The following is a 19307-nucleotide window of genomic DNA, read 5'->3' as shown; positions in this document are numbered from 1 at the left end:
CTGTCGTGAACCGGGACTCTACCGGTGGTTCACATCAAACAGGTCCTCGATTGTGCCTGTCAGAAAATGCCTTTCCAGGGCGCCGGACTTCGGGGGTATTCCCGGTCCTTCCTCAGATTCCGGATCAACAGATACATATCGTTGAGCGGAAACGCCTTTCCAGGGGCGCCGATACCGGGGGTATTCCGGTCGTCTTCGGATTTCTGACTGCATACGATCATGCGAGGGGGAGGTGCGTGTACCTCGACATGAAGGGCTCTGCTTAGGTTGGCCAATCCCGTGGGTGGTGTCCGGCCGGGCCATAAGACTCACCAGCTCTTGGTACACCGGGCAATGATGCTGCGAAAAATCTCTCCTATCTGAAAAGTTGTAACTGTTTTGTTTGTTTCATAATACCATGCAACTTATTGATTAATCATCGCTTTCACGGCGATGGTTCAATAGTGGAGCCAGTATTTGTGGTCATTTGTGAACGGCGATCCCAAGCCTTTGACTTGGCAAGTGCAACCACTCCTATTTCCGGAAGGAACTCACCAATGGGCGATGAATACTTTTCATCTTCGATGAATTTATTTTGGTCCTCTTTGGACAGGGAGTGCCAGTAGTCATCTCGTTCTTTTGATTTCTGCGCTTCCGCTTTCTTCAAATCCTCCTGCTTATCGTCCTCGGCACGTTTCCGTTCTGCTGCATCTTCTAATTTGGCAGCGCGAACGTGCGGAGGCTCATACCATTCCGGTACGACGAGATCCACACAGAATGCCTGGAGATAGCCGCCGGGGTTCCGGATTTCCTTGAGATCCCGTCGCCAGGTTTCTGCGGCTATGTCGGCAGCCTGCATAACCCTCTCGCTACCGTGGCGCTTGATCAGAATCCTCACCTCTTTTACGGAGATTTTTGACAACGGCGTTCCGGATAACAACAACCTGATTTCTTCTGTTGTTGTCTTTTCACTATTTGATTCTCTTGTATGATTCTCTTTGGGTGACATATCTGACACCAGGTGGTGTCGTTTATGACACTGGGGGGTAGTGACATTTGTGACACCACCCCTGGTGTCATTTTTGTCACCAGGGTCCGTAAGGCCATCATCTGAAAAAGTCTGGTGCCAGAGAAAAGCATAAATATTGGAGGTGAATCCGCCGTCACCCTTCCGTCGCCCAACCGGTTTGATCAAGCCATAATCGACAAGTTCCTTCACAGCCCTTATGGCCTGACGACGTTCCACGCCGACATCACCGGCAAGAGTTTTATAGCTCGGATACGCCTGCCCGTTTTGGCCGGCATACTGACAAAGCTTTCCGAAAACAAGTTTTGCTGTCGAAGACAATTCGGTGCTCCTTGAGATAGCATTCGGAATAATGCAACCAATAAACAGGCGCCAAGGATTGTAGAATTCGCCTGCAGAGTGCATTTATCGTGAGGTCAGAATTATCAGCACAATGGCCAACGCAACCCGGTACATCTCCAACCAGCGGTCAAGATCATCTTTCAGGTACAGAATTTTCCGACCAAGCTTTATGTACGGTGGAGGAGGCATGCGGTTTTCTCGTCGGCCTTCACAACGACCTTGACGTAATGAAATTGCCGCAACTCCTATATATTCAGCAGCAGCATTTTCAGACATTCCTCGTGGCGTGATGGATGGCTCTGACAATTTCTTCCCCATAATTTGCTCTCCCTTCAGTTCTTCGTAGAATTTTGAATCATATAATGCTATGTTTTGTCATACCATGGTACACATTTAACGCATATTGCGTTAAATGTCAATATTGATATCGCATTTTGAGGCCACAATGTTTATAACAAGATCCGCAAGCGAAGTACTTGATGAAATACGGCGCATGAAGGGGCTTGGCTCAGATGCTGCGTTGGGAGAGGTATTTGGGGTTAGACAGTCAACGGTGTCTTCTTGGCGGGCTCGTAATTCGCTTCCCTATGAAGAAATTATCGCTTTCTGTGTCAGAGAGAATATTTCTACAGATAATTTGTTGCTTCACCAAGGTCCAGTCAGAATTATTAAAGAGAAGATCGGAGACTCCGGCAGGCCGGTTACCGTAACGATTGAGATCGATGATTTGTTCACCACAAGGTTGATGCGAGAACTTGGGGAGAGGACAGTAGAGTGGCTTGCCGGGGAAAGCGGCTTAGAAACGGCCAGGGTTGAAGATTTAATGGCCGGTCATGATCTGCCTACAGTTGACGAGCTTGAATCCATTGCCGATACGCTGGATGTTAGTATGAGTTGGCTGGCCCAGAGAAGCACGATTTCAAGTGAAAATTGGATGTTTGAGTTCTTCAAGAAGGGTGGTAAGGCGGTTTTTCCAGCGGAAATTTTCAAGGCATATTTGCTGGCGGCAGAAAGTTACATCGAAAAAATGCAGGGCCTCGTCAAGTTATCACCGGAACACAAGGCTGATGTCATCACTACGGCCTGTCGTGTACACATGAAAGAGGCACCGAACAGTACAGATGTAAACGCCGAGTTGATTAGATATCTTCTGATGCTACCAAGGTAAAACTGTTACTTCTTCTTGACCAACAGTCCAACTGCAGCAGCTTTATGTTCTGGTGCAAGATGGGCATACCGTAGGGTCATTTTCAGATCAGAATGCCCCAGCAATTCACGAACCGTATTCAGATCGACTCCAGCCATCACCAGCCAGCTTGCGAAATGGTGCCGCATATCGTGCCAGCGAAAGTTTTTTATCTGAGCCGCATCCAGAACAGCTTTCCATGACTTGTTCACGTTGTCTAAGGTCTTTTTGCCGTCCCTGCCAGGAAATACCACTTCACCGCCCGATTGTTTTTTCCAATCCTTCAGGGCATTCAAAGCGATACTGTTCAAGGGAACATGGCGGGTCTTTCCGCTTTTGGCTTTGTCGCCGATAACGGTAATCAGTGACTTTTTCATATCAACCGAGTCCCAGGCCAAGCTGGCAAGTTCTCCCCAACGTATGCCGGTATTGAGAGAGACGAGCACCATGGGCTTCAAGTGATCCGCAAATGTGACAGAGTTCAGATCGGTATATAACGGGTAACCCCTCTCCTTGCGCCACAAGTTAGCGGTTGCCCGTTCTGCCCGTGCCACTTCCTCCCGATCGTCGAGAGCTTTCAAAAGTCGCTTTTCTTCATCGGCAGACAAGAAGCGCACTTTTGCCACGCTGTCGACTTTTAACGGTTTCACTTTCGCAAGGGGATGGTGTTCAAGATGTTCCCATTCAACCGCCTTTGACAGGAATGCCTTTATCGCGGTGAGATCACGGTTACATGTTGCTGGCCGTTTGCTGGCCTTCAATCGCCCGGTACGCCACTTGTCGACAATCAGCGGCGTTATTTCCGTAAGAGGCAGATCCAGAAAATCAGAAAAACGGGATTTGAGCCTTTTGACTGTGGCCTTGCCATCTTTGCGTTGTGCTTCCGCCCACGGGGAATATTCATCTTCGAGGAAGGACTTGAAGGTGTGACTCACCTTGGGGTGCTGCTTTTCAATTTTCGGGTTTATACCGTCCTTGATATTGCGAAGAATTTTTTCAGCTTTATCTCGCGCCTGGGCTGGTGTATATAAAGTGTGTCTGCCGATTATGATCCGTGATTGTTTACCATCTGGCAGTCTATAGCGAACAAGATACGTTTTTGCCCCAGGTATTATTTCACCTTTTTTGGAAACCGTGTCAGGATAAATTTTAAGAGTGAATCCTTTGAGCTTTGTATCGTTGATTTCAAAAGTCTTTTCTTTGGAATTGACCTTATTACTGCGCAACAGCTCAACACCGATGCTTTCTTTCATTTTACCCCCTGCGACTTCATGGAGCACTCATGGAGCACATTGTGAATATATCACGGGGTAATGCGGCAAACAATGACAAACAAGCAATCAGACTCAATATACTGTTTATAATAGGTTTTATTGATTATTGTTGTATATGGCCGTTCACTGGTAAAAACATAATTTCGGCTTTCACACGGCAGGGGTCGCAGGTTCGAAACCCGCAGCGCCCACCATTTACAAAGAATATGGGGAATGTTATGGTAAATCACCTGATATTCTCCATTTTTTTCATCGCCTCAACCATCCCTGGTTTAAGACTCTGAATATATCCATCTGTTGTACTAACCCTTGAATGTCCAAGTATCGCGGATATATCAGATGTTCCGCTTCCTCCACTTGATAATAGCGTTGCTCCAAAGTGTCTGAGGTTGTGATACATGAACGGCTTGACTCCTGCCTTGGTGCAGAGGGTCTTGATAAACTTGTCCCGATAGTCGTAAGGCTTTTTTGTTCTTGGATTAACGAATACATACGGTGACTGTTTAATAAGGTTTCCCTCTTTTATTTCCGTAGGTTTTAAATTATCTATCACCTCCTTTAAAACTTCATTGATTGGTATATCCCTTGGTTCAAGGTTTGAATTCCTGCTTTTACGGGTGTAAAGGGTCAAATATGCCTCGTGTATGTCCGCCCACTTTAGATAATTAATCTCCCTGATTCTTGCCAGCGTATGAATAACCATCAAGAGATAACCTCTGTCTTGCTGATTGGCTTGGTCAAGAACTTTAATAACGTCCTCAATGGATGGAATATACTTTTTGGATTTGTCTACAGGAAAGGGTTTGACTTTACCGGCGGGATTGTAGGTGAACCACTCACGCTCGATGCCGTAATTGAAAAGAGCTTTAATGCGATTCAAATAGCGGTTGGCGGTGTAGTGGCTTTTTTGGGCAATATTATTAAGAAAAGCCTCAACGTCGTCCCTGGTAATTTCCTTTTTTGCCCCCCACTCAACTATTAACTTTTTAAAGATCATCTTGTTGTCGCGGAAGTGATTAGCGCTGCGCTTGATTTCAATGTCCTCAAGCTTTTTAGTGCAGAGTTTCAAGAAGTCCGTATTTATCTTGCCTATTTTCTTTCTTGCCTCTGCTTCTGCCGCTTTTGCTTCCTGCTTCGTTTCGAATCCGCTGTCCGTGTACCTCTGACCGTTCTTCATGAAGTCGAACCGCCATTTCCCTTGATGCCGATATGCTCCCATTTAGCACCTCCTCTACAACAGATTTTTCGAAACGGACAACACCCTTTATTTTAAATCCACCAAAGACGCTGAAGTGCTTATAGATAAACCATTCTGAGGTTTTCATTATTACTGCAACGTCCTTGGCGGTTAAGAGTTCCATCTTATCTCCCGTCTTAATGAGGCTCCCCTTGGTTCAGAGGAGCCGTGAAAAACGATGGTCTGTTTTAGCCAAATACCCTCAGCCTTCTCCTATTGGATACTTGACACGGTTCGCCACAGAAGGCTCCAGAAGTTACCCCTCTCCATTGCTGGCAGGTTTCCACTCGTTTTGAGCTTCAGCGAACGCCTGCTGCGTATATGGTCAAAGTCATTTACGCAGGGCAAGACCCGTCTAATGCGAACCATCCAAATTTAAACTTTTCTTTAAATAACTCAGTGCGTTGCGGTTTTTTCTTTTTGACAAACGGAGGAGCCATCGTCTTAGCTATACCCTCCCCACTGAATGTTCGAAATGCACAATGAAATTTAGGCAGGCTTTGCAGGTCTTTAGTCTGCAAGCTTGGGAACTCTCTGGACAGTAGCGATGCTTCCATATATCCGACACGGAAGGATACAAGCGTTCCGACGTTGGAAAGTATTGTTTCGGTGAGCTGCTTGGGCATACTAGCGAAGTCCTGAGTCGCAAGGATTGCTGAGACATGGTATTTTCTCCCCTCTTTCAAAATAGTGAAGTAGTTGGGATTAATAAACAGGTGGCACTCATCAATATATAGGGCAAGCGGTTTGTATTCTGTCTTTCTCGAATATCTCAAATAACTTTTAATTCCATGAGTTATGAGAGTCCCGAGAAAAATCATCTTGTCTTCACTCATACCGTGGCAGTCCAGAATGAAGGTCCGCTTATTCTCTATGATATCCTCCCAGTTAATCGGAGGCGCTTCACAAAGAATCGTGTGCATCCGTTTGTCCTGAATGAATAGATTGATGCGGTCAATGAGACTCTGGCGCGTCTCGGCGTGTCCATTGGCTCGGTTCTTCAGATAATCCACTACACTATCCAAACGCCTACGGCTATTTTCCAAACACCAGAGAATTGCTTCCCTCAAAATTGATCTCATCCTTACGGTTAAAGAAACATTTTCAGTAGATAATTCAACAACTTGATTTATGCACTCAATCAAATTATCTGCGATGTCATCAGGTGCATAACCGTCCATCATTGGGTTTATGCCGACCGGATTATCAATCGAACAATAGATACCACCACTCATCGAGTAAGCGTCCTGAGCAAAGAATCCTGAAGGATCTATCAGCACCTTGGCAGTTTTCAAAATACAGTCCTGCCTCCACATATTGGAAAGCAGGGCAGTTTTACCCGCCCCAGGCATTCCAGCAATGAAGATGTGTTTATAGCGGTCGCCCTCCGTAATCTTTACAGGAGAATACGACGGCGTATTTCCAATCCTAAAATTAGAAATCATCGCCGAATTCCGCCCTGATTGCTTTGCTCCTTGCCCTGTAATCCAGTTCCGCAGTGTCGGCTGAGTACTTAGCTTCTCTGGATTGTTCGTAAAGAATTTGATTCTGCAACTTAATGCCAGTGACTTCTTCTTGGCGGTACTGCTTGTCATAATCCCGCATGATGGTTTCATGTTCAAGCTTATGACATTCAGCCTTGAAGCGGTCTCCTGCCAAAAGAACAGTCATAATCATTTCAGTGCGAGCCTGAACCATAGCGTTCTGACTTCCTGCAATTCTTGCATCGGCGTCAAATCCTGCTGCTGCCAGTTCCATTTTCTTTTTGTACTTCCATGCACCAAAGATTCCAGCGTTAGGGTTAAGAGATGGAAGCTGGTGAGGTGTGATGTTTCCCATCATCCCGGCCACTGTGGAGAGGTCAAAACTTGGTCTTGCTTGAAGTTCGTTCATTTCACACCTCCAAATCTTTTGATGGTTTCCTGCCACGCACGGTCACTGTCTGCTTTCACCTGATTCATGGTTATTGCGGTAAGCGCCAGTTTCTCTCCGTGTACTCTTCCGATGATGTAGCCAGTGATCAGAACCAGGGAACACAACAAATAAGGGTTAACGATCAATTCAGTTAGACTTAACATGGCAAATCTCCTTTTCTGAGGTTAGAGAGGACATCTTTAAGCGGGGTCGCAAATCCAGTCTCCTTTCCTTCGCAGACAAAGGCCGCAAATGGTATTTTGAATCCAAACAGCTCTGACAGGGTTTTAGATATTCCTTGCCTCAACCATTCATCATGCTTTCCCTTCAGATATTCATGCGTTTCGCTGTGGCAAACTTCGAGAATGAAACACGAGGCTTTATCCTTATTATTTAAAAGAATAACGGCATCACTTCGCAGTCCATTTAAGAATGTCTGTTCTCTGTATATGGTTGGGTGATGTGGGGTCTTAAGAATTTCAGCTAGGCAGGAGGTTAAAAGTTTGGCGTGACCCTTATATTCTGATTTACAGTCTAAAGTCCGGTAAAAGCCGTTTCCCTTCTCAAGTTTTCCTACGTCTGCAAGTTCCTTCATAGCTCTGTTGGATTGGTTACGGGCTGAAGTTCCAGCTGTCCAAATTCCACGATGCGCCATAATCTCGCCGATAGTCTTATCATCGGCAATCTTTATAACCTGCAATAATTCAAGCACTTTCTCTTCGTGAGCCATACTATCCTCCCAAAAACAATTTTAAACGTGTGTGTTGTAACGCTAATTCGATAATAGAATACCCACACAGATTGTCAACCCATTATTTAGGATATTATCCTAATTTATTATTATTGACATATATATGTTTGAATGATATTTTTATTTCTTGGAGGAATTATGGACAGGAAATTTATTTTAAAGAAACATGCATACTATTTAGAAATATTAGAAAAGATGGGAGAATTAAGTCCTTTTCAGGACTTAATTATAGGTGATTTAGGTATTTCTAAAGGTATGATGCAGACAGCTTATAACGACATTGGGAAACTTAAAGAGAAAGGTATCTTTGAAGGAAGTTTACTTGATTATTTATGTTTCATATCTACCATGTATCTATGTTATGAATGGGAAGAGAAAATTGAATTATATAATAAAAATAAATTTACGTATAAAATGCTTGGAATTACTCAGTATCAAGTTGATGAATGTATTCCCCCCCACGCTATAAATGTCTTTGTCTACACAATGCTACTGACATATTGCGCAAACAATATTCCAAAAGAGGATATAAATATAAATAGGCTTTTCTTCAGAAAACCAAATTATTTCTTTTCATCCCACGCCTATAGATTATATTCCGAGATATGCAACAAATGGGAAAATGAAGAACGAGGTTACAGTATAAATATTGATGAAATAAGTGATTCAATAATTTTCAAACTCATGTCTTCAGGACTTTTTGACGAATATTTTACAAATAAAAAAATATGTAAAGATCATGTTGGTTTTTCAGAAACAGTGGTTCATTCTTATTTTTTTGATGATTTTAGTCGATTATTGAAAATTGATTTAGATAACTGGTTAACTCAAAAATTACAAATTTAACAGCAAGTTACCCCTTAGTTAAGTTCCCATTATAATCTAGAATTGAATCTACATAATCTTACCTTCAGTTTGAAAACTGAATCTTTAACAGGGGGTGGTACTGTTGAATAATTCTTCTGGGGGTGGAACGTGAGGTTACCCTAGTAAGGACCTTGACTGCGTAGCTACACTGAAAGGGACAAGGAAAACTCCCGAATTTAATCGGGAAAAATCCTATCTTACATTTCTAAACACAACTCCATTGTAGTCGAAAGAACTCAAGATGATTTCTTCATCATCATACTGTTTCTTAGCTTTACACAAAGCGTCATAGTGTGAATCAGCCTTGATGCTAACCACTCTCACCAAACTCTCTTCAATCTCAATATTGTAAATTTTTTTAAACATACCAACCTCCCTTCTAGGCTCAAGGAGTTTTTCCTTGGCACTGAAAGGGAAGCGGAGCTAGTCCAGGTGGAGCGTAGCGGAATTAAAAAGACAGGATTCTGAATGGTCTTTTTTTCCTTTGAAGAAAAACGAATGGACGTAAGCAGACATGTCTGTGAAACAGTCTTGGCTGATTATGGTCCTTCGTCAAGAATAGTGAAAAGACGTTTCGGGAAGCGGAGCGGTCCTGTCTTTTTAATGTAGCGGAGAGATTCCTATAGGGTGGATTATGTGCAAAAGAAGTACAATTACTTGCTAGCTATTTGATCTTGATCAATGTCAATATTTCATCAGTTTTTTGTTGTTGATTAATCTCGTGATGTTTTTCATAGACAAGTATTGTCTGAACTACCTTATTATTTTTAGAACTGTATTCAATTTTTGCAGCAGCACCTTTTAATTCAGGAGCAAAGTTTTCAATATTTTTTGTAAATTCCAATAATTTTATTTTAGTTCCATTTTTAAGAGTTATTAATTTCCCAACCGTTACATCACGTCTAATATCTTCACCATTTTTTCTAGATTTTATGCTCAAAGTTACTTTAGTAGCTTCAACTTTATTTGATGATGAATTATTAGCTGCTTGAGTATTATTGGCTGTAGAGTTATTTGAAGAGGCTTCATAACGATATGTAATTTGAACTTTTTCTCCTTCATTTAAGCAAACACCAGAATCTGAACAAATAACAAGCTTATCAAATTCATCTGTAGAATATCTAAAAACTTCAACATTATTATATGGCTTTTTCTTGTCTGTCATATTCCGTATATAAATTGGAAAGCCACCTGTATATCCTGGGGGATAATCTTCAAGATCCTTGTAGGTTATATATCCCTTAATTTGGTATTTAACTGGTGATCCATTCCCCTTATTCTTACCAACTTCTAATACAGAAACACTCTCAACATCTAATTTGCTATTGTTTCCATTGGAAACTGTTTTAATGGCTAATGATTTAGCCATATCTTTCATTTTGCTTGAAACGGATATTTTATCAAAAAAACAAAATCCATCTGAAAAAGAAACTGAGACCAGACAAGCTACTAAAATAATCCTGAGAATTATTTGCAAAATATCCTCCACTCTAGATAATATTTTTCAACGACAACCTGGCTAAATTAAAATAACATACTTTTTGAAAGTGTACATGGAAATAGGGATATTAAACATTTTCTCCCTTGAAATTGTAAAGCTTTCCGTCTTCTAGAAATTGCTCATAGGAAGCCGCAATCACTCGGTTGGGCTTTTGGGGCAACATCTCCTTTGCAAGAATCAGAATCTTCTTCAGTCTGCGCTGTTCATCATCTAAAATCCTGTCCCTGGTCCTCCAGTGGGCTTTGTATGGCGACGCCATAAAGAACACAACCTGAAACGCCCCAGGCTTCGTGTAATACCTCTCCAGCTTCTCCCTCAGCTGTTTGTCGGTCATGTGGCCGTTGTCCATCTCAAAAAAGACATCCTTGATATAGGCGTCTGATGGAACATGTAAGTGAAGGCTCTGAATAAGCTCAGAGCTTCGGTCGTGGATATATTTAGCTATGCACTCACGAGTTTTGTTGTCGTGATCAAACATGCTGGTGCCAAGTCGCTTGCGCTTGGTCTGGGCTTTGGCATATACCACGGCATAGGGACAGGCAAGGCGCTTGATAGCGTCTGTCCTTTTGGTGCGCGCCATCATATAAAGGCAGGCGTTAGCAATTCTGACGCTCTCCTTTTGCTTATTGCCGAACATTAAAAGAGCCATTGAGGAAACAGTGACCCAATCGACTTGTTCTAAAAATTGCCGGATAACGTGGCGATCAGTTTTCTGCATACGTGTAAATAAATAATTAAATTATTTGTATATTTGCTCTAACACTGTGGTAATTTGATAAAAACAGGATTTGGAGGCATTGATGATAGATTTTGCAGCGGCATATGCAGGGATAAAGTTCGCAAAAGATGCTTTGAAATTTACTCTCGATCAGACGGTTGATCAGAAGGTTAAAGAAAAGGTATCAGAGGCTTTGGAAAAAATAGGGAAGGTTCAGGACGACCTATTCCAGGTTCGAGAAGATCTGCTTCGTCTTCAGGAGGAGAACCATCAGCTAAAAGAAGAAATGCGGGAGAAAAAGAGTTGGGATGATAAAGTTAATAATTATGATCTTATCAAAACGAATGCAAAAGCTTTCGTGTATCGTTTCAAAGGTGATCCTGTCCATTTTGCATGTCCAATTTGTATAGTAGAAAAACAGATTCATATCCTCCAGGAATGGAATCCAGGATCGGTACATTGTCCGAAATGCAAAACTATTTTTGACATCGAGAATGTTTCAGATGAACCACCTCTAAATTTAAGTGGTAGGAGTATCATTGGTGGATACTGAAAAATAACTAAGATGGATATTGACAATTTACAAACTGCGAGAGAGAGGTGTCAATCGGCATTGAATTTTGACCCGCTATAGGCGTTCAATTTTGACCCACCCCAGCAGTAGTTTTTAGTTGTTTATCCTCGTTCTGATTCTCCAGCTTTCATTTCCGGTTTCCACTATCTCGCAGTGATGAGTGATCCTGTCCAGCAGGGCTGTCGTCATCTTTCCATCCCCGAATACCTGTGGCCATTCGCCGAACGTCAGGTTGGTTGTTATGATCAGCGATGTTCTCTCGTAAAGCTTCGAGATCAGGTGGAACAGGAGTTGGCCGCCGTTCTTGGAGAATGGCAGGTAACCCAGTTCGTCAAGGACAACCAGGTCATGCCTTGCCAGGTGTTCCGCCAGCTTGCCACCCCGGTTGTCGAGTTTCTCCTGCTCCAACTGGTTCACCAGATCCAGTACGTTGAAGAACCTGGCTTTCCTGCCATTTCTGATACTCTGCCGAGCTATGGAGATGGCAAGGTGCGTCTTGCCGGTTCCGGTACCGCCGACCATGATGATGTTGCTGTGATCGGACAGGAAGCTGCCATCATAGAGGGTTCTGACTTGCATCTCATTGACTGGTGTGGCTGCGAACTCGAACCGGTCGAGATCCTTGTCTACCGGGAACCTGGCCAGACTCATGCGGTAACGGATGCTTCTTAACTTCCTCTCCGCCATCTCCGCTTCCAGGAGGTCGCACAGTATCTTGTCCGGAGTGGCCCGACTCTTTATCCCTGCCGCCAGCACCTCATCAAGGATGGACTTCATTCCGTACAGTCCGAGCGTCCCGATGGCTTCCATCAGTCGGTCACGCAGTACCATAGGCACCTCCCGAGAGGAGGCGGTCATAGCGGTAACAGTCCACCACCGGGACCAACCTGAGCAGCGGCAACTGTGCTGACGGCTGCAGCGGTTCCGGTTGCGGCTCATCGTGTGTGCGTGACAGAATGGTGAGTATGACATCGCTGCTGACCGTCTTGTCGGCTATCGATTTGGCGCACGCTTCTGCCACGGCTTCCAAGCCATAACGACGGACGACGCTCAATATCCCCACGAACTGGCGATCTCCGTCGCTGCGTTCCGCCAGTATCTTTCTGACCTCACCCATCGATTCCGGCAGATCCCATTCCTTGAAGGGGGCACCGTTTCGCAAGGCTCCCGGTTTCTGCTCCAGTACGGCGATATAATGCCAGGGGTCGTAGATGACCTTGTCACGACTGAGGTTACGGTCGTGGACTCCAACCGTTGTGCCGTTCATTACGATGATCACCCGGCTTGCGTATGCACGTACTGAGACTGTTTTACCGACAGCCATCGCATTGACGCTGTAACGGTTGCGGTCGAAGCTGATCAGGAGCTGCGGCGACACACGCGCAACGCTTTCCTGATAACCATCAAACGGAGACGGCATACTCAGCAGACGGTTGCGCTCTTCGGCAAACACCTCGTCAATGGTTCTGGTCCTGAGCTCGGGATGCTTGAAAGTGGCGGCGTGATTGCGGCACTGGTCCAGTAGCCATTCGTTCAACTCAGCCACGTCCTTGAACCGCCTACGCTGGGCAAAGAAACGTTTCCTGACTACGCCGACCTGGTTCTCGACCTGTCCCTTCTCCCAACCTGCGGCTGGCGTACAGGCTACCGGTTCAAACAGGTAGTGGGAGGCCAGGTTCTGGAAGCGACGGTTGAACACCCGGTCTTTGCCCATCAGCACCTTGGTAACTACCGTCTTCAGGTTGTCGTAGATGCCTCGCCTGCAGACACCGCCAAAGAACTCGAAGGCCCGGACATGGGCATCCATGACCATCTCAAGAGTTTCACGGGTATAGGCGACACAGAACGGTTTGCGGCTGTGACACAGGCGGAAGTGGGCGATCTTTATCTCTACGGGGACACCACCGAGTTCGACCTTCTCGTAACTCCAGTCGAACTGGAAAGCGTCACCAGGGTCATAGGCAAGGGGTATGAAGGCCTTTACAGCAGCCGTGCCGTCTGCTTTCTTCCAGTTGCTCACATAGCGGCGGACGCTGTCATAGCCTCCTTCGTATCCTGCACGCTGTAGCTGCTCAAACAGGATCTGAGAGCTTCTGCGATGGCGAACAGGCTTGCTGTTGTCCTCAGCCAGCCATTCAGAAAGGCTGGCTTCAAAGGAGCCGAGCTTCGGACGTGGCTGTTCAGTCCTTACGTACTTCTGGTCGGTCATGCCGGTGCGGAGGATGGTTCTGACGGTGTTCCTGGCAAGGTTGAATTCGCGGGTTATCTCCCGGATGCCTTTGCCATCTCGGTAGTGGGCGTGACGGACTTTGCGGATGGTTTCCACGTTCAGCATCTCCTTTCGGTACTCCTCTCTCTGGTTGGTTCCAGAGAGTATGGAGGAAGGTGCTGAGGTGGGTCAATTTTGGACGCCGATTATCCCCCTAAGTGGGTCAATATTGCATGCCGATTCACAATCCTGCCAGCTGTAGGATTCTGTGGTAAAACCAAGTACAGCATAAGGAATCAGCATATACATAATGAATCCTAAGACAACTGAATCTGATTTTTTAAACATAATCCCTCCCAATTAAAAATCCCCACTAGTATCTAGCAGGGATTCTTTTTTTAGTCTACAAACTTAAAGAAATTGTCCATCTTTAGGACTTGTTTTTTAATCTCTGAAATATTGTCGTCCTTTACATACAGAACGGCTTGGAATTTCTGCAACATCTCCGTGTGGCTGATTGAAAGGTAGGGCAAGCCAAAGTTACAAACGGCTGCTCCTCCTTTTTGAATAATATACAGACACTTCCAGATGTCAGTTGTAAAAAACACTTCGTTGTATTCTTCGATATTATGGAAGTTGTAGAGATAGAGTTCTGGATTGAACGATTTGTGAAAGACTGGACGCTGGTCTTTGATCCTCAGACCATAGTAGGCGATAGGGTCACGCTCACGATCAAGAATGATAAATGCAATTGTTCCGGCAAGCATGGTTTTTCCTTTTGGTCTTCCAACACCCATTTTAGCGCAAAATTCTTTAGTTAACCCACGTGCTTCCAGATGATTGGTATACTGGAGGTCATACTCGAAACTGAGCTTATTCTCGATAAGCTTGTCAGTTGGCATGTAGTCCTTGAGGAACTTTTTAGCTCCCTCCCAATCAAGGGCTTTCTTTTCCATGGTCATTTTGATAATATGACCCGTCGCCTTGCATCCTGGACAATACATAACGTTCTTTTTATCTCCATATGCCTTAAGAACTGCGGTCTTCCCGCACTGACAAGGGAAGTTCAGATAAGCTCCTTTGATTGTAGCTTCTATTCCAAGGGCTTTGAGCGCAGCAATAGGGTTGATGGCCTGAAGAGTATCCATGTAGTTCATACGTCACCTCCTATGGTGAATGTTATGTGTGAAACTGCTGAGGAATAACTCAAAATACTAGGCGGGAAACAGATAACTAAAATATATCTGTTTATAATTCAGCTATTTAGGTCAGGGGAACGTCTTCACACGGCAGGGGTCACTGGTTCAATCCCAGTAGCGCCCACCAAAAATTACAAGGGGTTAGCCGATACGGCCAACCCCTTTTATTTTTATTACGCACGTGCGGATTACACCTTAGGGGTCGTTTAGGCAGGCAGCACACAGCGAAACAACGTACGACACATTCTGTTCGTAGTACATCATTTCCTGCATTGGTAATAATCCAGCAACCTTCTCGTACACTTACTTTTGCTGCAGGCCCTTTTCCTCTGCCTCACGCCGTTCAACATTCTCCCGGATACGCTGGCTTTTGGGACGTCCGGGCGGGAGTTCATCCGAGTCGGATTTGGGCGCCACTACCACAGGAAGCGGAGGCGGTACATAGTCAGGGGTGGGAACAATACGCGGCCTGCTGTTTTCCTGCTGACGCGCCTTCTCCTCCTGCGCCTTGAGTTCCTGCTGGACCTTGGGATTGCTAATGGTGATATCTTCCCCTTTCTGTGCCTTTATTCTGTATCTGTCCGGGATCACTCTGGGGTCGTCTGTAAAATTGACCACCCCCTTGTCGTCAGTCCACCTGTAGGTATCGGCATTAACGGAAGGCACACTGCAGAAGACCACTGCCAGTATGATTGCAATTCTAAACATGGGACACCTCGTTTCTCGGCTGATAACCAGTTATTATATATCGATAGTATAACGCGATTGAGCCTCCAGGAAAGGACTATTCTGGCGACAGCCTCTTCAGCCCCCTTGCCAGCCGTCTGCACCGACCAGGGGAACAAAGCGGACCCCCATCAGCCTTTCGGTCGAATACCCGTGCGCCCCTGTGCGGCGTACCCTGACAAGCTCCTGCAGATCAAGATGTTTCCCCACCGGCAGCACCAACCGCCCCCCCAGAGACAGCTGCTGTTTGAGCTCCTCCGGCACCCACGGCGCACCGGCGGTCACTACGATGGCGTCGTAGGGAGCATGGCCGGGCAACCCCAGACTTCCATCCCCCACGTGCACGTGGATATTGAGATAGCCCAATCCTTCCAGACGCACCCGCGCCGAATCAGCCAGCCTGGGCAGTCGTTCGATGCTGTGGACCTCAGCTGCGATGCGGCTCACGACGGCCGCGGCATAGCCGGAACCGGTCCCGATCTCCAGCACCCGGTCAGTGCGCTTCAATTCCAGGACCTGGGCCATGTAGGCCACGATAAAAGGCTGGGAAATGGTCTGCCCCTGACCAATGGAAAGCGGGCCGTCCTCGTAGGACCGTGTGCGCATGTCGGGTGGAACAAACTCCTCCCGCGGGACCGCTGCCATGGCGGCCAACACGGCCTGGTCGTAAATCCCCATCGGCACCAGCTGCTGTTCCACCATCAGTTTCCGCAGTGTAGAAAAGTCGTTCATGCGCCTCATCCCCCTGTGCTCGACCAACTCTGCCATACCTGTATTTTAGCACGATCCGCAGCTCGGTTCAGCATGCCTTTCGCCCCTATGGCGACACTGTTCATTTGTGCCGGAAACGCATAGTATAATAGGTATGAAGCAGAAGGATGTTCACGAAAAAGGAGGTGCATGTCATGTCAGGCGAACAAGTGAAAGTTTGCGCTGTGACCGATTCCCGGCTGCTCGGCACATTGACCGGCGAGGCCGAGTTCAGCTGTGCCAGATGTGAAGCCACGGCCCACGACAAAAACAACGTCTGTGAGCCGATAGCAATTGAACCGGATCATTAACTATATAGTGTGAAGAGTATCATCCGCAGGAGAAAGAGAAAGAGAGGGGTTGTGCATGCAGCCCCGCTCTTTCTGCCTAAGCCCAGATAAACTGGATAAGTGCGTTAACGAAGTTATTTTCTGCCTGAAAAACGCAAAAAATAATTTCTAACTTACTAAACCGGATTCCGGCCTCATGTCATGCCGATGCGATAAGAAGAAGTTACCTGGAAGCCCTTTCCAGGACCGAGCGGAGCTCATTGGCGCCCGCTTCACCACCCGCTTTCCGTATCAGGATATCCTTCGGCGTGACCACTTTGCCGTAGTATGAATGGTTGAGGCCGGCCCTGACCTGCATCACGGATCCCTCAAGGTTGAGCCCGCCATACAGACCTTTTGTCTTGGTAAAGGAAACAAAATCAGCCCGCACCTCCGGAATCATCAGCGCCCCTTTTGCCCCGCCGCCGATTGGACCGACGGCAACAGAGACATCCCCTCCCAGCTTCACGGAAGATGAGAGCAGCGAATCAATGGCCCTCTGGTTCACCGCCAGCATGACCACTTCCGCCGCCTCAGCCCCGAACTGAAGGCCGAACGTCACTGAACCAAGCGTGTAGAAAGCGGGATCGCTCCAGGTACCGGTTGCCTCGTTACGCACCAGCAGGACACCGGTTCCGCCGGAGCCGCCCAGAAAAAATCCCGCTTTGAGAATCTGCGGGAAGATGACCACACCTTTGGCGGATTTGAGGTGATCGTGCAGCCAGGTATAATGGTCATCACTCATCAGATCGGTGAGGGTTCCCTTGGATTTATCGACCAGCGACTGCGCTTCCGCCTTATCCGAGGCGAGTGCAGTGCTACGCAGGCACACAATCATCACCAACATAATGATGCCGCTCACTGCCCATAGACAACTCTTCCACATGTGTACTGTTTTTTTCATGACAATCTCCTCTTCATGACACCTTTAGCTGCCAGCACCATCAGAGCAGCATGATCCTGGTTGCAGGCACTGACATTGATACCGGCTCCACCGGAAGACCGGCTTCAAGATATGCATCAAACCCACCGATCAGCTTATGGACATCGTTCCAGCCATGTGACTGCAAAATTTTGACGGCCTGGAAGCTTGGCTCATCTCCCGGACAGTCCGAAAAAACCACGATCGGCCGGTTGCGGGGGATTTCCTCCAGATGCTGTTCCAGAGCGTTATTCTCAAGACGCAATGCACCCCGTGCCTTGAACAGGCTCCAGTCGTGCTGGTGATGATGGCGCACTTCAACAAACTGCAGCGGGTCGCCATGATGCAGGCACTCCTTCACCGTTTCAGCGGTGACATTGAAACTTTCCAGCATGGTACTCATCTCCTCTCCTTGCTGTTGCCAAACAGGGCGTTGCACCCTTTCAACATAGTTAATTATAGCATATCCTGCATGCCCGCCTGTAGCAGCTTTATCAGGACTCGCAGCACTGTTCCATTCAAGAACAATCAACCTGACAATCAGCAACATATATGTCAGCTGCAATAATAATGTACCGATCAATATTCTTACTGCTTCGCGCTGTTTAGATGCACTTCCTGTCCCTGCTGTTGCAAGCAATGTTGCTCGCGTCCCCACCCGGGCACATGCCCAGTGTCAGCAATTGCTTGTTATTGTTAATATTTTACACAATAACTCTTTGACAGGATGTCTGCAGTCCAGATTCTGTGACAACTTTCTCTGGTCATCCTCCGCCGCCGGGCTTGATCATGACTTGATCCAGGTGCGCGGGGAAGTCGTCAATTTTCTGCGTACCAGAAAATAAAATTCGGTCGAAATAGGGAAAGGAGAAGCAGTTACGGGGCGGCCTTGCGGGTCGACGGCGGGGTGGTCAAGTCCTGTTTTTAGCAGACAGGGAGCAAATCTGTACGATCAGTGAATGGAAGGAAAGAGGACAAACCAAGGACGGGACAGCCTGCGCCATCCCGCCCTTGCCGCTCTCGTGCGGACAGCGAACATCATTTGACCGTAATGTTATGTACGACCCGTTTGCTCTCGATACGCGGTATTTTGACCTCAAGCAAGCCATCGGAGAAGTTGGCTGTGACGTGCTCACCATCCAGACCTTCCGGCAAGCGCAATGTCCTGCTGAATTTACCGTAGGAACGTTCGACCTTCAGGTAATCCCTTCGGTCTATTTTTTCTTCGGTTTTTTTCTCACCCGAGATCTCCAGGGTATTGTCGATCAGTTTGACCTCGATATCCTTACGGGTAAGACCGGGCAACTCAGCCTTCACTACAATCGCTCCATCTTCTTCAAAGACATCAATTGCCGGCGACGAGCCGATCGTACCCAGGTCGCCCAGCAACCCACGGAACGGCGTTGTACCGAAGCCTGCAAACGGCCGACGGACAAGCTCACTCATCATCCGTTCCATATCGTCCAGCAAGGCAGGCAATCGCGTGGTTTCCAGCCAGCTACCCCGTGCATCATGAGATCGATCAGTTGTCATCACCGGTACATCTCCATGTTCGCCGTGTTCCCGAACTGCTTTGAGATGTGATGTGCCTCTCATGTTCACTCAACTCCTTCCTGATATATTTGCACCCTCTAATGCAAGTATACCAAAATAAGGTAGGACTATCAATCCATTCAACATACCGTTATAGAAGGTTATTTAATACAATACGCTTTGGTTGAATATATATTTGCTACCGGTTACCCGACCTTAGCACTGGAATAAGCGGGGCACAATTCATCTGCAACGGCGTATAATACAAT

24 protein-coding genes are annotated in these 19307 nt (G+C 46.5%); 4 read left to right on the top strand and 20 right to left on the bottom strand.

All coding sequences use genetic code 11. The features are described 5' to 3' along the window. Positions 1-424: 424 nt before the first annotated feature. Together ACOCF6_RS18510 and ACOCF6_RS18505 are read right to left on the bottom strand one after the other, a co-directional pair. Positions 425-1327 (bottom strand): helix-turn-helix domain-containing protein, encoded by a 903-nt coding sequence (locus ACOCF6_RS18510; RefSeq protein WP_482461798.1) that lies wholly within the window; start codon positions 1325-1327, stop codon positions 425-427. Between the two features lie 84 nt (positions 1328-1411). Then, positions 1412-1666 (bottom strand): DNA-binding protein, encoded by a 255-nt coding sequence (locus tag ACOCF6_RS18505; protein ID WP_482461797.1) that lies wholly within the window; start codon positions 1664-1666, stop codon positions 1412-1414. 127 nt (positions 1667-1793) lie between these two features. Here ACOCF6_RS18505 and ACOCF6_RS18500 point away from each other — a divergent pair, with 127 nt between their 5' ends. After that, on the top strand, positions 1794-2516 hold the full coding sequence (locus tag ACOCF6_RS18500) for a helix-turn-helix domain-containing protein (protein ID WP_482461796.1): 723 nt from the start codon (positions 1794-1796) through the stop codon (positions 2514-2516). A 5-nt stretch (positions 2517-2521) separates the two neighbouring features. Here ACOCF6_RS18500 and ACOCF6_RS18495 read toward each other — a convergent pair whose 3' ends face one another. The 7 genes from ACOCF6_RS18495 to ACOCF6_RS18465 all read right to left on the bottom strand — a co-directional run bounded on the left by ACOCF6_RS18495 (position 2522) and on the right by ACOCF6_RS18465 (position 7689). After that, a complete protein-coding gene (locus ACOCF6_RS18495; RefSeq protein ID WP_482461795.1) occupies positions 2522-3787 on the bottom strand; it encodes a phage integrase in 1266 nt (421 codons plus the stop codon). Positions 3788-4034: 247 nt separating this feature from the next. Continuing rightward, the gene (locus ACOCF6_RS18490; protein ID WP_482463401.1) at positions 4035-4805 is read right to left on the bottom strand and encodes a tyrosine-type recombinase/integrase; all 771 of its coding nucleotides are present in this window, start codon (positions 4803-4805) and stop codon (positions 4035-4037) included. A gap of 55 nt (positions 4806-4860) precedes the next feature. Beyond that, on the bottom strand, positions 4861-5169 hold the full coding sequence (locus ACOCF6_RS18485; protein WP_482461794.1) for a hypothetical protein: 309 nt from the start codon (positions 5167-5169) through the stop codon (positions 4861-4863). Between the two features lie 211 nt (positions 5170-5380). Continuing rightward, positions 5381-6490, bottom strand: a complete 1110-nt coding sequence (locus ACOCF6_RS18480) for an ATP-binding protein (protein ID WP_482461793.1) — start codon at positions 6488-6490, stop codon at positions 5381-5383. Beyond that, a complete protein-coding gene (locus ACOCF6_RS18475; RefSeq protein WP_482461792.1) occupies positions 6480-6938 on the bottom strand; it encodes a hypothetical protein in 459 nt (152 codons plus the stop codon). Before ACOCF6_RS18475 ends, ACOCF6_RS18480 begins: the two co-directional genes overlap by 11 nt. Then, on the bottom strand, positions 6935-7123 hold the full coding sequence (locus ACOCF6_RS18470) for a hypothetical protein (RefSeq protein ID WP_482461791.1): 189 nt from the start codon (positions 7121-7123) through the stop codon (positions 6935-6937). Before ACOCF6_RS18470 ends, ACOCF6_RS18475 begins: the two co-directional genes overlap by 4 nt. Further along, positions 7117-7689 (bottom strand): hypothetical protein, encoded by a 573-nt coding sequence (locus ACOCF6_RS18465; RefSeq protein ID WP_482461790.1) that lies wholly within the window; start codon positions 7687-7689, stop codon positions 7117-7119. The genes ACOCF6_RS18470 and ACOCF6_RS18465 overlap by 7 nt, the downstream gene beginning before the upstream one ends. A 159-nt stretch (positions 7690-7848) precedes the next feature. Here ACOCF6_RS18465 and ACOCF6_RS18460 point away from each other — a divergent pair, with 159 nt between their 5' ends. Continuing rightward, entirely contained in the window at positions 7849-8556 is a 708-nt protein-coding gene (locus ACOCF6_RS18460) for a hypothetical protein (RefSeq protein WP_482461789.1), read from the top strand. Positions 8557-8769: 213 nt separating this feature from the next. Here the strand turns inward: ACOCF6_RS18460 and ACOCF6_RS18455 are convergent, their stop codons facing one another. The 3 genes from ACOCF6_RS18455 to ACOCF6_RS18445 form a co-directional block, all read right to left on the bottom strand. Further along, complete coding sequence (locus ACOCF6_RS18455; protein ID WP_482461788.1) at positions 8770-8943, bottom strand: DpnD/PcfM family protein; 174 nt, start codon at positions 8941-8943, stop codon at positions 8770-8772. A 298-nt stretch (positions 8944-9241) separates the two neighbouring features. After that, on the bottom strand, positions 9242-10054 hold the full coding sequence (locus tag ACOCF6_RS18450) for a hypothetical protein (RefSeq protein WP_482461787.1): 813 nt from the start codon (positions 10052-10054) through the stop codon (positions 9242-9244). A 91-nt stretch (positions 10055-10145) separates the two neighbouring features. Then, positions 10146-10796, bottom strand: a complete 651-nt coding sequence (locus tag ACOCF6_RS18445) for a hypothetical protein (RefSeq protein ID WP_482461786.1) — start codon at positions 10794-10796, stop codon at positions 10146-10148. An 82-nt stretch (positions 10797-10878) separates the two neighbouring features. Here ACOCF6_RS18445 and ACOCF6_RS18440 point away from each other — a divergent pair, with 82 nt between their 5' ends. Continuing rightward, positions 10879-11349, top strand: a complete 471-nt coding sequence (locus ACOCF6_RS18440) for a hypothetical protein (protein ID WP_482461785.1) — start codon at positions 10879-10881, stop codon at positions 11347-11349. 114 nt (positions 11350-11463) lie between these two features. On the opposite strand, the gene istB is transcribed toward ACOCF6_RS18440, so the two are convergent. From istB to ACOCF6_RS18415, 5 genes are all read right to left on the bottom strand, one after another. Then, complete coding sequence (gene istB / locus ACOCF6_RS18435; RefSeq protein ID WP_482458893.1) at positions 11464-12201, bottom strand: IS21-like element helper ATPase IstB; 738 nt, start codon at positions 12199-12201, stop codon at positions 11464-11466. Further along, on the bottom strand, positions 12188-13705 hold the full coding sequence (gene istA / locus ACOCF6_RS18430) for an IS21 family transposase (protein ID WP_482458892.1): 1518 nt from the start codon (positions 13703-13705) through the stop codon (positions 12188-12190). Before istA ends, istB begins: the two co-directional genes overlap by 14 nt. Positions 13706-13977: 272 nt before the next feature. Next, positions 13978-14736, bottom strand: a complete 759-nt coding sequence (locus ACOCF6_RS18425; RefSeq protein ID WP_482461784.1) for a hypothetical protein — start codon at positions 14734-14736, stop codon at positions 13978-13980. 345 nt (positions 14737-15081) lie between these two features. Further along, positions 15082-15486, bottom strand: a complete 405-nt coding sequence (locus tag ACOCF6_RS18420) for a DUF4124 domain-containing protein (RefSeq protein WP_482461783.1) — start codon at positions 15484-15486, stop codon at positions 15082-15084. 96 nt (positions 15487-15582) lie between these two features. Further along, positions 15583-16236, bottom strand: a complete 654-nt coding sequence (locus tag ACOCF6_RS18415) for a protein-L-isoaspartate(D-aspartate) O-methyltransferase (protein ID WP_482461782.1) — start codon at positions 16234-16236, stop codon at positions 15583-15585. A 173-nt stretch (positions 16237-16409) separates the two neighbouring features. Between ACOCF6_RS18415 and ACOCF6_RS18410 the strand changes: the two genes are divergently transcribed. Further along, positions 16410-16565 (top strand): hypothetical protein, encoded by a 156-nt coding sequence (locus ACOCF6_RS18410; RefSeq protein WP_482461781.1) that lies wholly within the window; start codon positions 16410-16412, stop codon positions 16563-16565. A gap of 202 nt (positions 16566-16767) precedes the next feature. On the opposite strand, the gene ACOCF6_RS18405 is transcribed toward ACOCF6_RS18410, so the two are convergent. The 3 genes from ACOCF6_RS18405 to ACOCF6_RS18395 all read right to left on the bottom strand — a co-directional run bounded on the left by ACOCF6_RS18405 (position 16768) and on the right by ACOCF6_RS18395 (position 19101). Beyond that, positions 16768-17487, bottom strand: a complete 720-nt coding sequence (locus ACOCF6_RS18405) for a lipid-binding SYLF domain-containing protein (protein WP_482461780.1) — start codon at positions 17485-17487, stop codon at positions 16768-16770. Between the two features lie 40 nt (positions 17488-17527). Further along, positions 17528-17908 carry a rhodanese-like domain-containing protein gene (locus ACOCF6_RS18400; RefSeq protein WP_482461779.1) on the bottom strand — a complete coding sequence of 127 codons (381 nt, stop codon included), beginning with the start codon at positions 17906-17908 and terminating at the stop codon, positions 17528-17530. A 635-nt stretch (positions 17909-18543) separates the two neighbouring features. Beyond that, positions 18544-19101, bottom strand: coding sequence for an Hsp20/alpha crystallin family protein (locus tag ACOCF6_RS18395; RefSeq protein WP_482461778.1), 558 nt, complete (start codon positions 19099-19101; stop codon positions 18544-18546). Positions 19102-19307: the final 206 nt, after the last annotated feature.

It is taken from the genome of Geobacter psychrophilus (assembly GCF_056821595.1).
Note: the sequence above shows the minus strand (reverse complement) of the source record. Positions and strands in the feature narration are given on the sequence as shown.

Coding starts and splice junctions, on each gene's coding strand:
- ACOCF6_RS18505 (WP_482461797.1), bottom strand. CDS start 1,666: ATGGGGAAGAAATTGTCAGAGCCATCCATCACGCCACGAGGAATGTCT.
- ACOCF6_RS18500 (WP_482461796.1), top strand. CDS start 1,794: ATGTTTATAACAAGATCCGCAAGCGAAGTACTTGATGAAATACGGCGC.
- ACOCF6_RS18495 (WP_482461795.1), bottom strand. CDS start 3,787: ATGAAAGAAAGCATCGGTGTTGAGCTGTTGCGCAGTAATAAGGTCAAT.
- ACOCF6_RS18490 (WP_482463401.1), bottom strand. CDS start 4,805: ATGATCTTTAAAAAGTTAATAGTTGAGTGGGGGGCAAAAAAGGAAATT.
- ACOCF6_RS18485 (WP_482461794.1), bottom strand. CDS start 5,169: ATGGAACTCTTAACCGCCAAGGACGTTGCAGTAATAATGAAAACCTCA.
- ACOCF6_RS18480 (WP_482461793.1), bottom strand. CDS start 6,490: ATGATTTCTAATTTTAGGATTGGAAATACGCCGTCGTATTCTCCTGTA.
- ACOCF6_RS18475 (WP_482461792.1), bottom strand. CDS start 6,938: ATGAACGAACTTCAAGCAAGACCAAGTTTTGACCTCTCCACAGTGGCC.
- ACOCF6_RS18470 (WP_482461791.1), bottom strand. CDS start 7,123: ATGTTAAGTCTAACTGAATTGATCGTTAACCCTTATTTGTTGTGTTCC.
- ACOCF6_RS18465 (WP_482461790.1), bottom strand. CDS start 7,689: ATGGCTCACGAAGAGAAAGTGCTTGAATTATTGCAGGTTATAAAGATT.
- ACOCF6_RS18460 (WP_482461789.1), top strand. CDS start 7,849: ATGGACAGGAAATTTATTTTAAAGAAACATGCATACTATTTAGAAATA.
- ACOCF6_RS18455 (WP_482461788.1), bottom strand. CDS start 8,943: ATGTTTAAAAAAATTTACAATATTGAGATTGAAGAGAGTTTGGTGAGA.
- ACOCF6_RS18445 (WP_482461786.1), bottom strand. CDS start 10,796: ATGCAGAAAACTGATCGCCACGTTATCCGGCAATTTTTAGAACAAGTC.
- ACOCF6_RS18440 (WP_482461785.1), top strand. CDS start 10,879: ATGATAGATTTTGCAGCGGCATATGCAGGGATAAAGTTCGCAAAAGAT.
- istB (WP_482458893.1), bottom strand. CDS start 12,201: ATGGTACTGCGTGACCGACTGATGGAAGCCATCGGGACGCTCGGACTG.
- istA (WP_482458892.1), bottom strand. CDS start 13,705: ATGCTGAACGTGGAAACCATCCGCAAAGTCCGTCACGCCCACTACCGA.
- ACOCF6_RS18425 (WP_482461784.1), bottom strand. CDS start 14,736: ATGAACTACATGGATACTCTTCAGGCCATCAACCCTATTGCTGCGCTC.
- ACOCF6_RS18420 (WP_482461783.1), bottom strand. CDS start 15,486: ATGTTTAGAATTGCAATCATACTGGCAGTGGTCTTCTGCAGTGTGCCT.
- ACOCF6_RS18415 (WP_482461782.1), bottom strand. CDS start 16,236: ATGAACGACTTTTCTACACTGCGGAAACTGATGGTGGAACAGCAGCTG.
- ACOCF6_RS18410 (WP_482461781.1), top strand. CDS start 16,410: ATGTCAGGCGAACAAGTGAAAGTTTGCGCTGTGACCGATTCCCGGCTG.
- ACOCF6_RS18405 (WP_482461780.1), bottom strand. CDS start 17,487: ATGAAAAAAACAGTACACATGTGGAAGAGTTGTCTATGGGCAGTGAGC.
- ACOCF6_RS18400 (WP_482461779.1), bottom strand. CDS start 17,908: ATGAGTACCATGCTGGAAAGTTTCAATGTCACCGCTGAAACGGTGAAG.
- ACOCF6_RS18395 (WP_482461778.1), bottom strand. CDS start 19,101: ATGAGAGGCACATCACATCTCAAAGCAGTTCGGGAACACGGCGAACAT.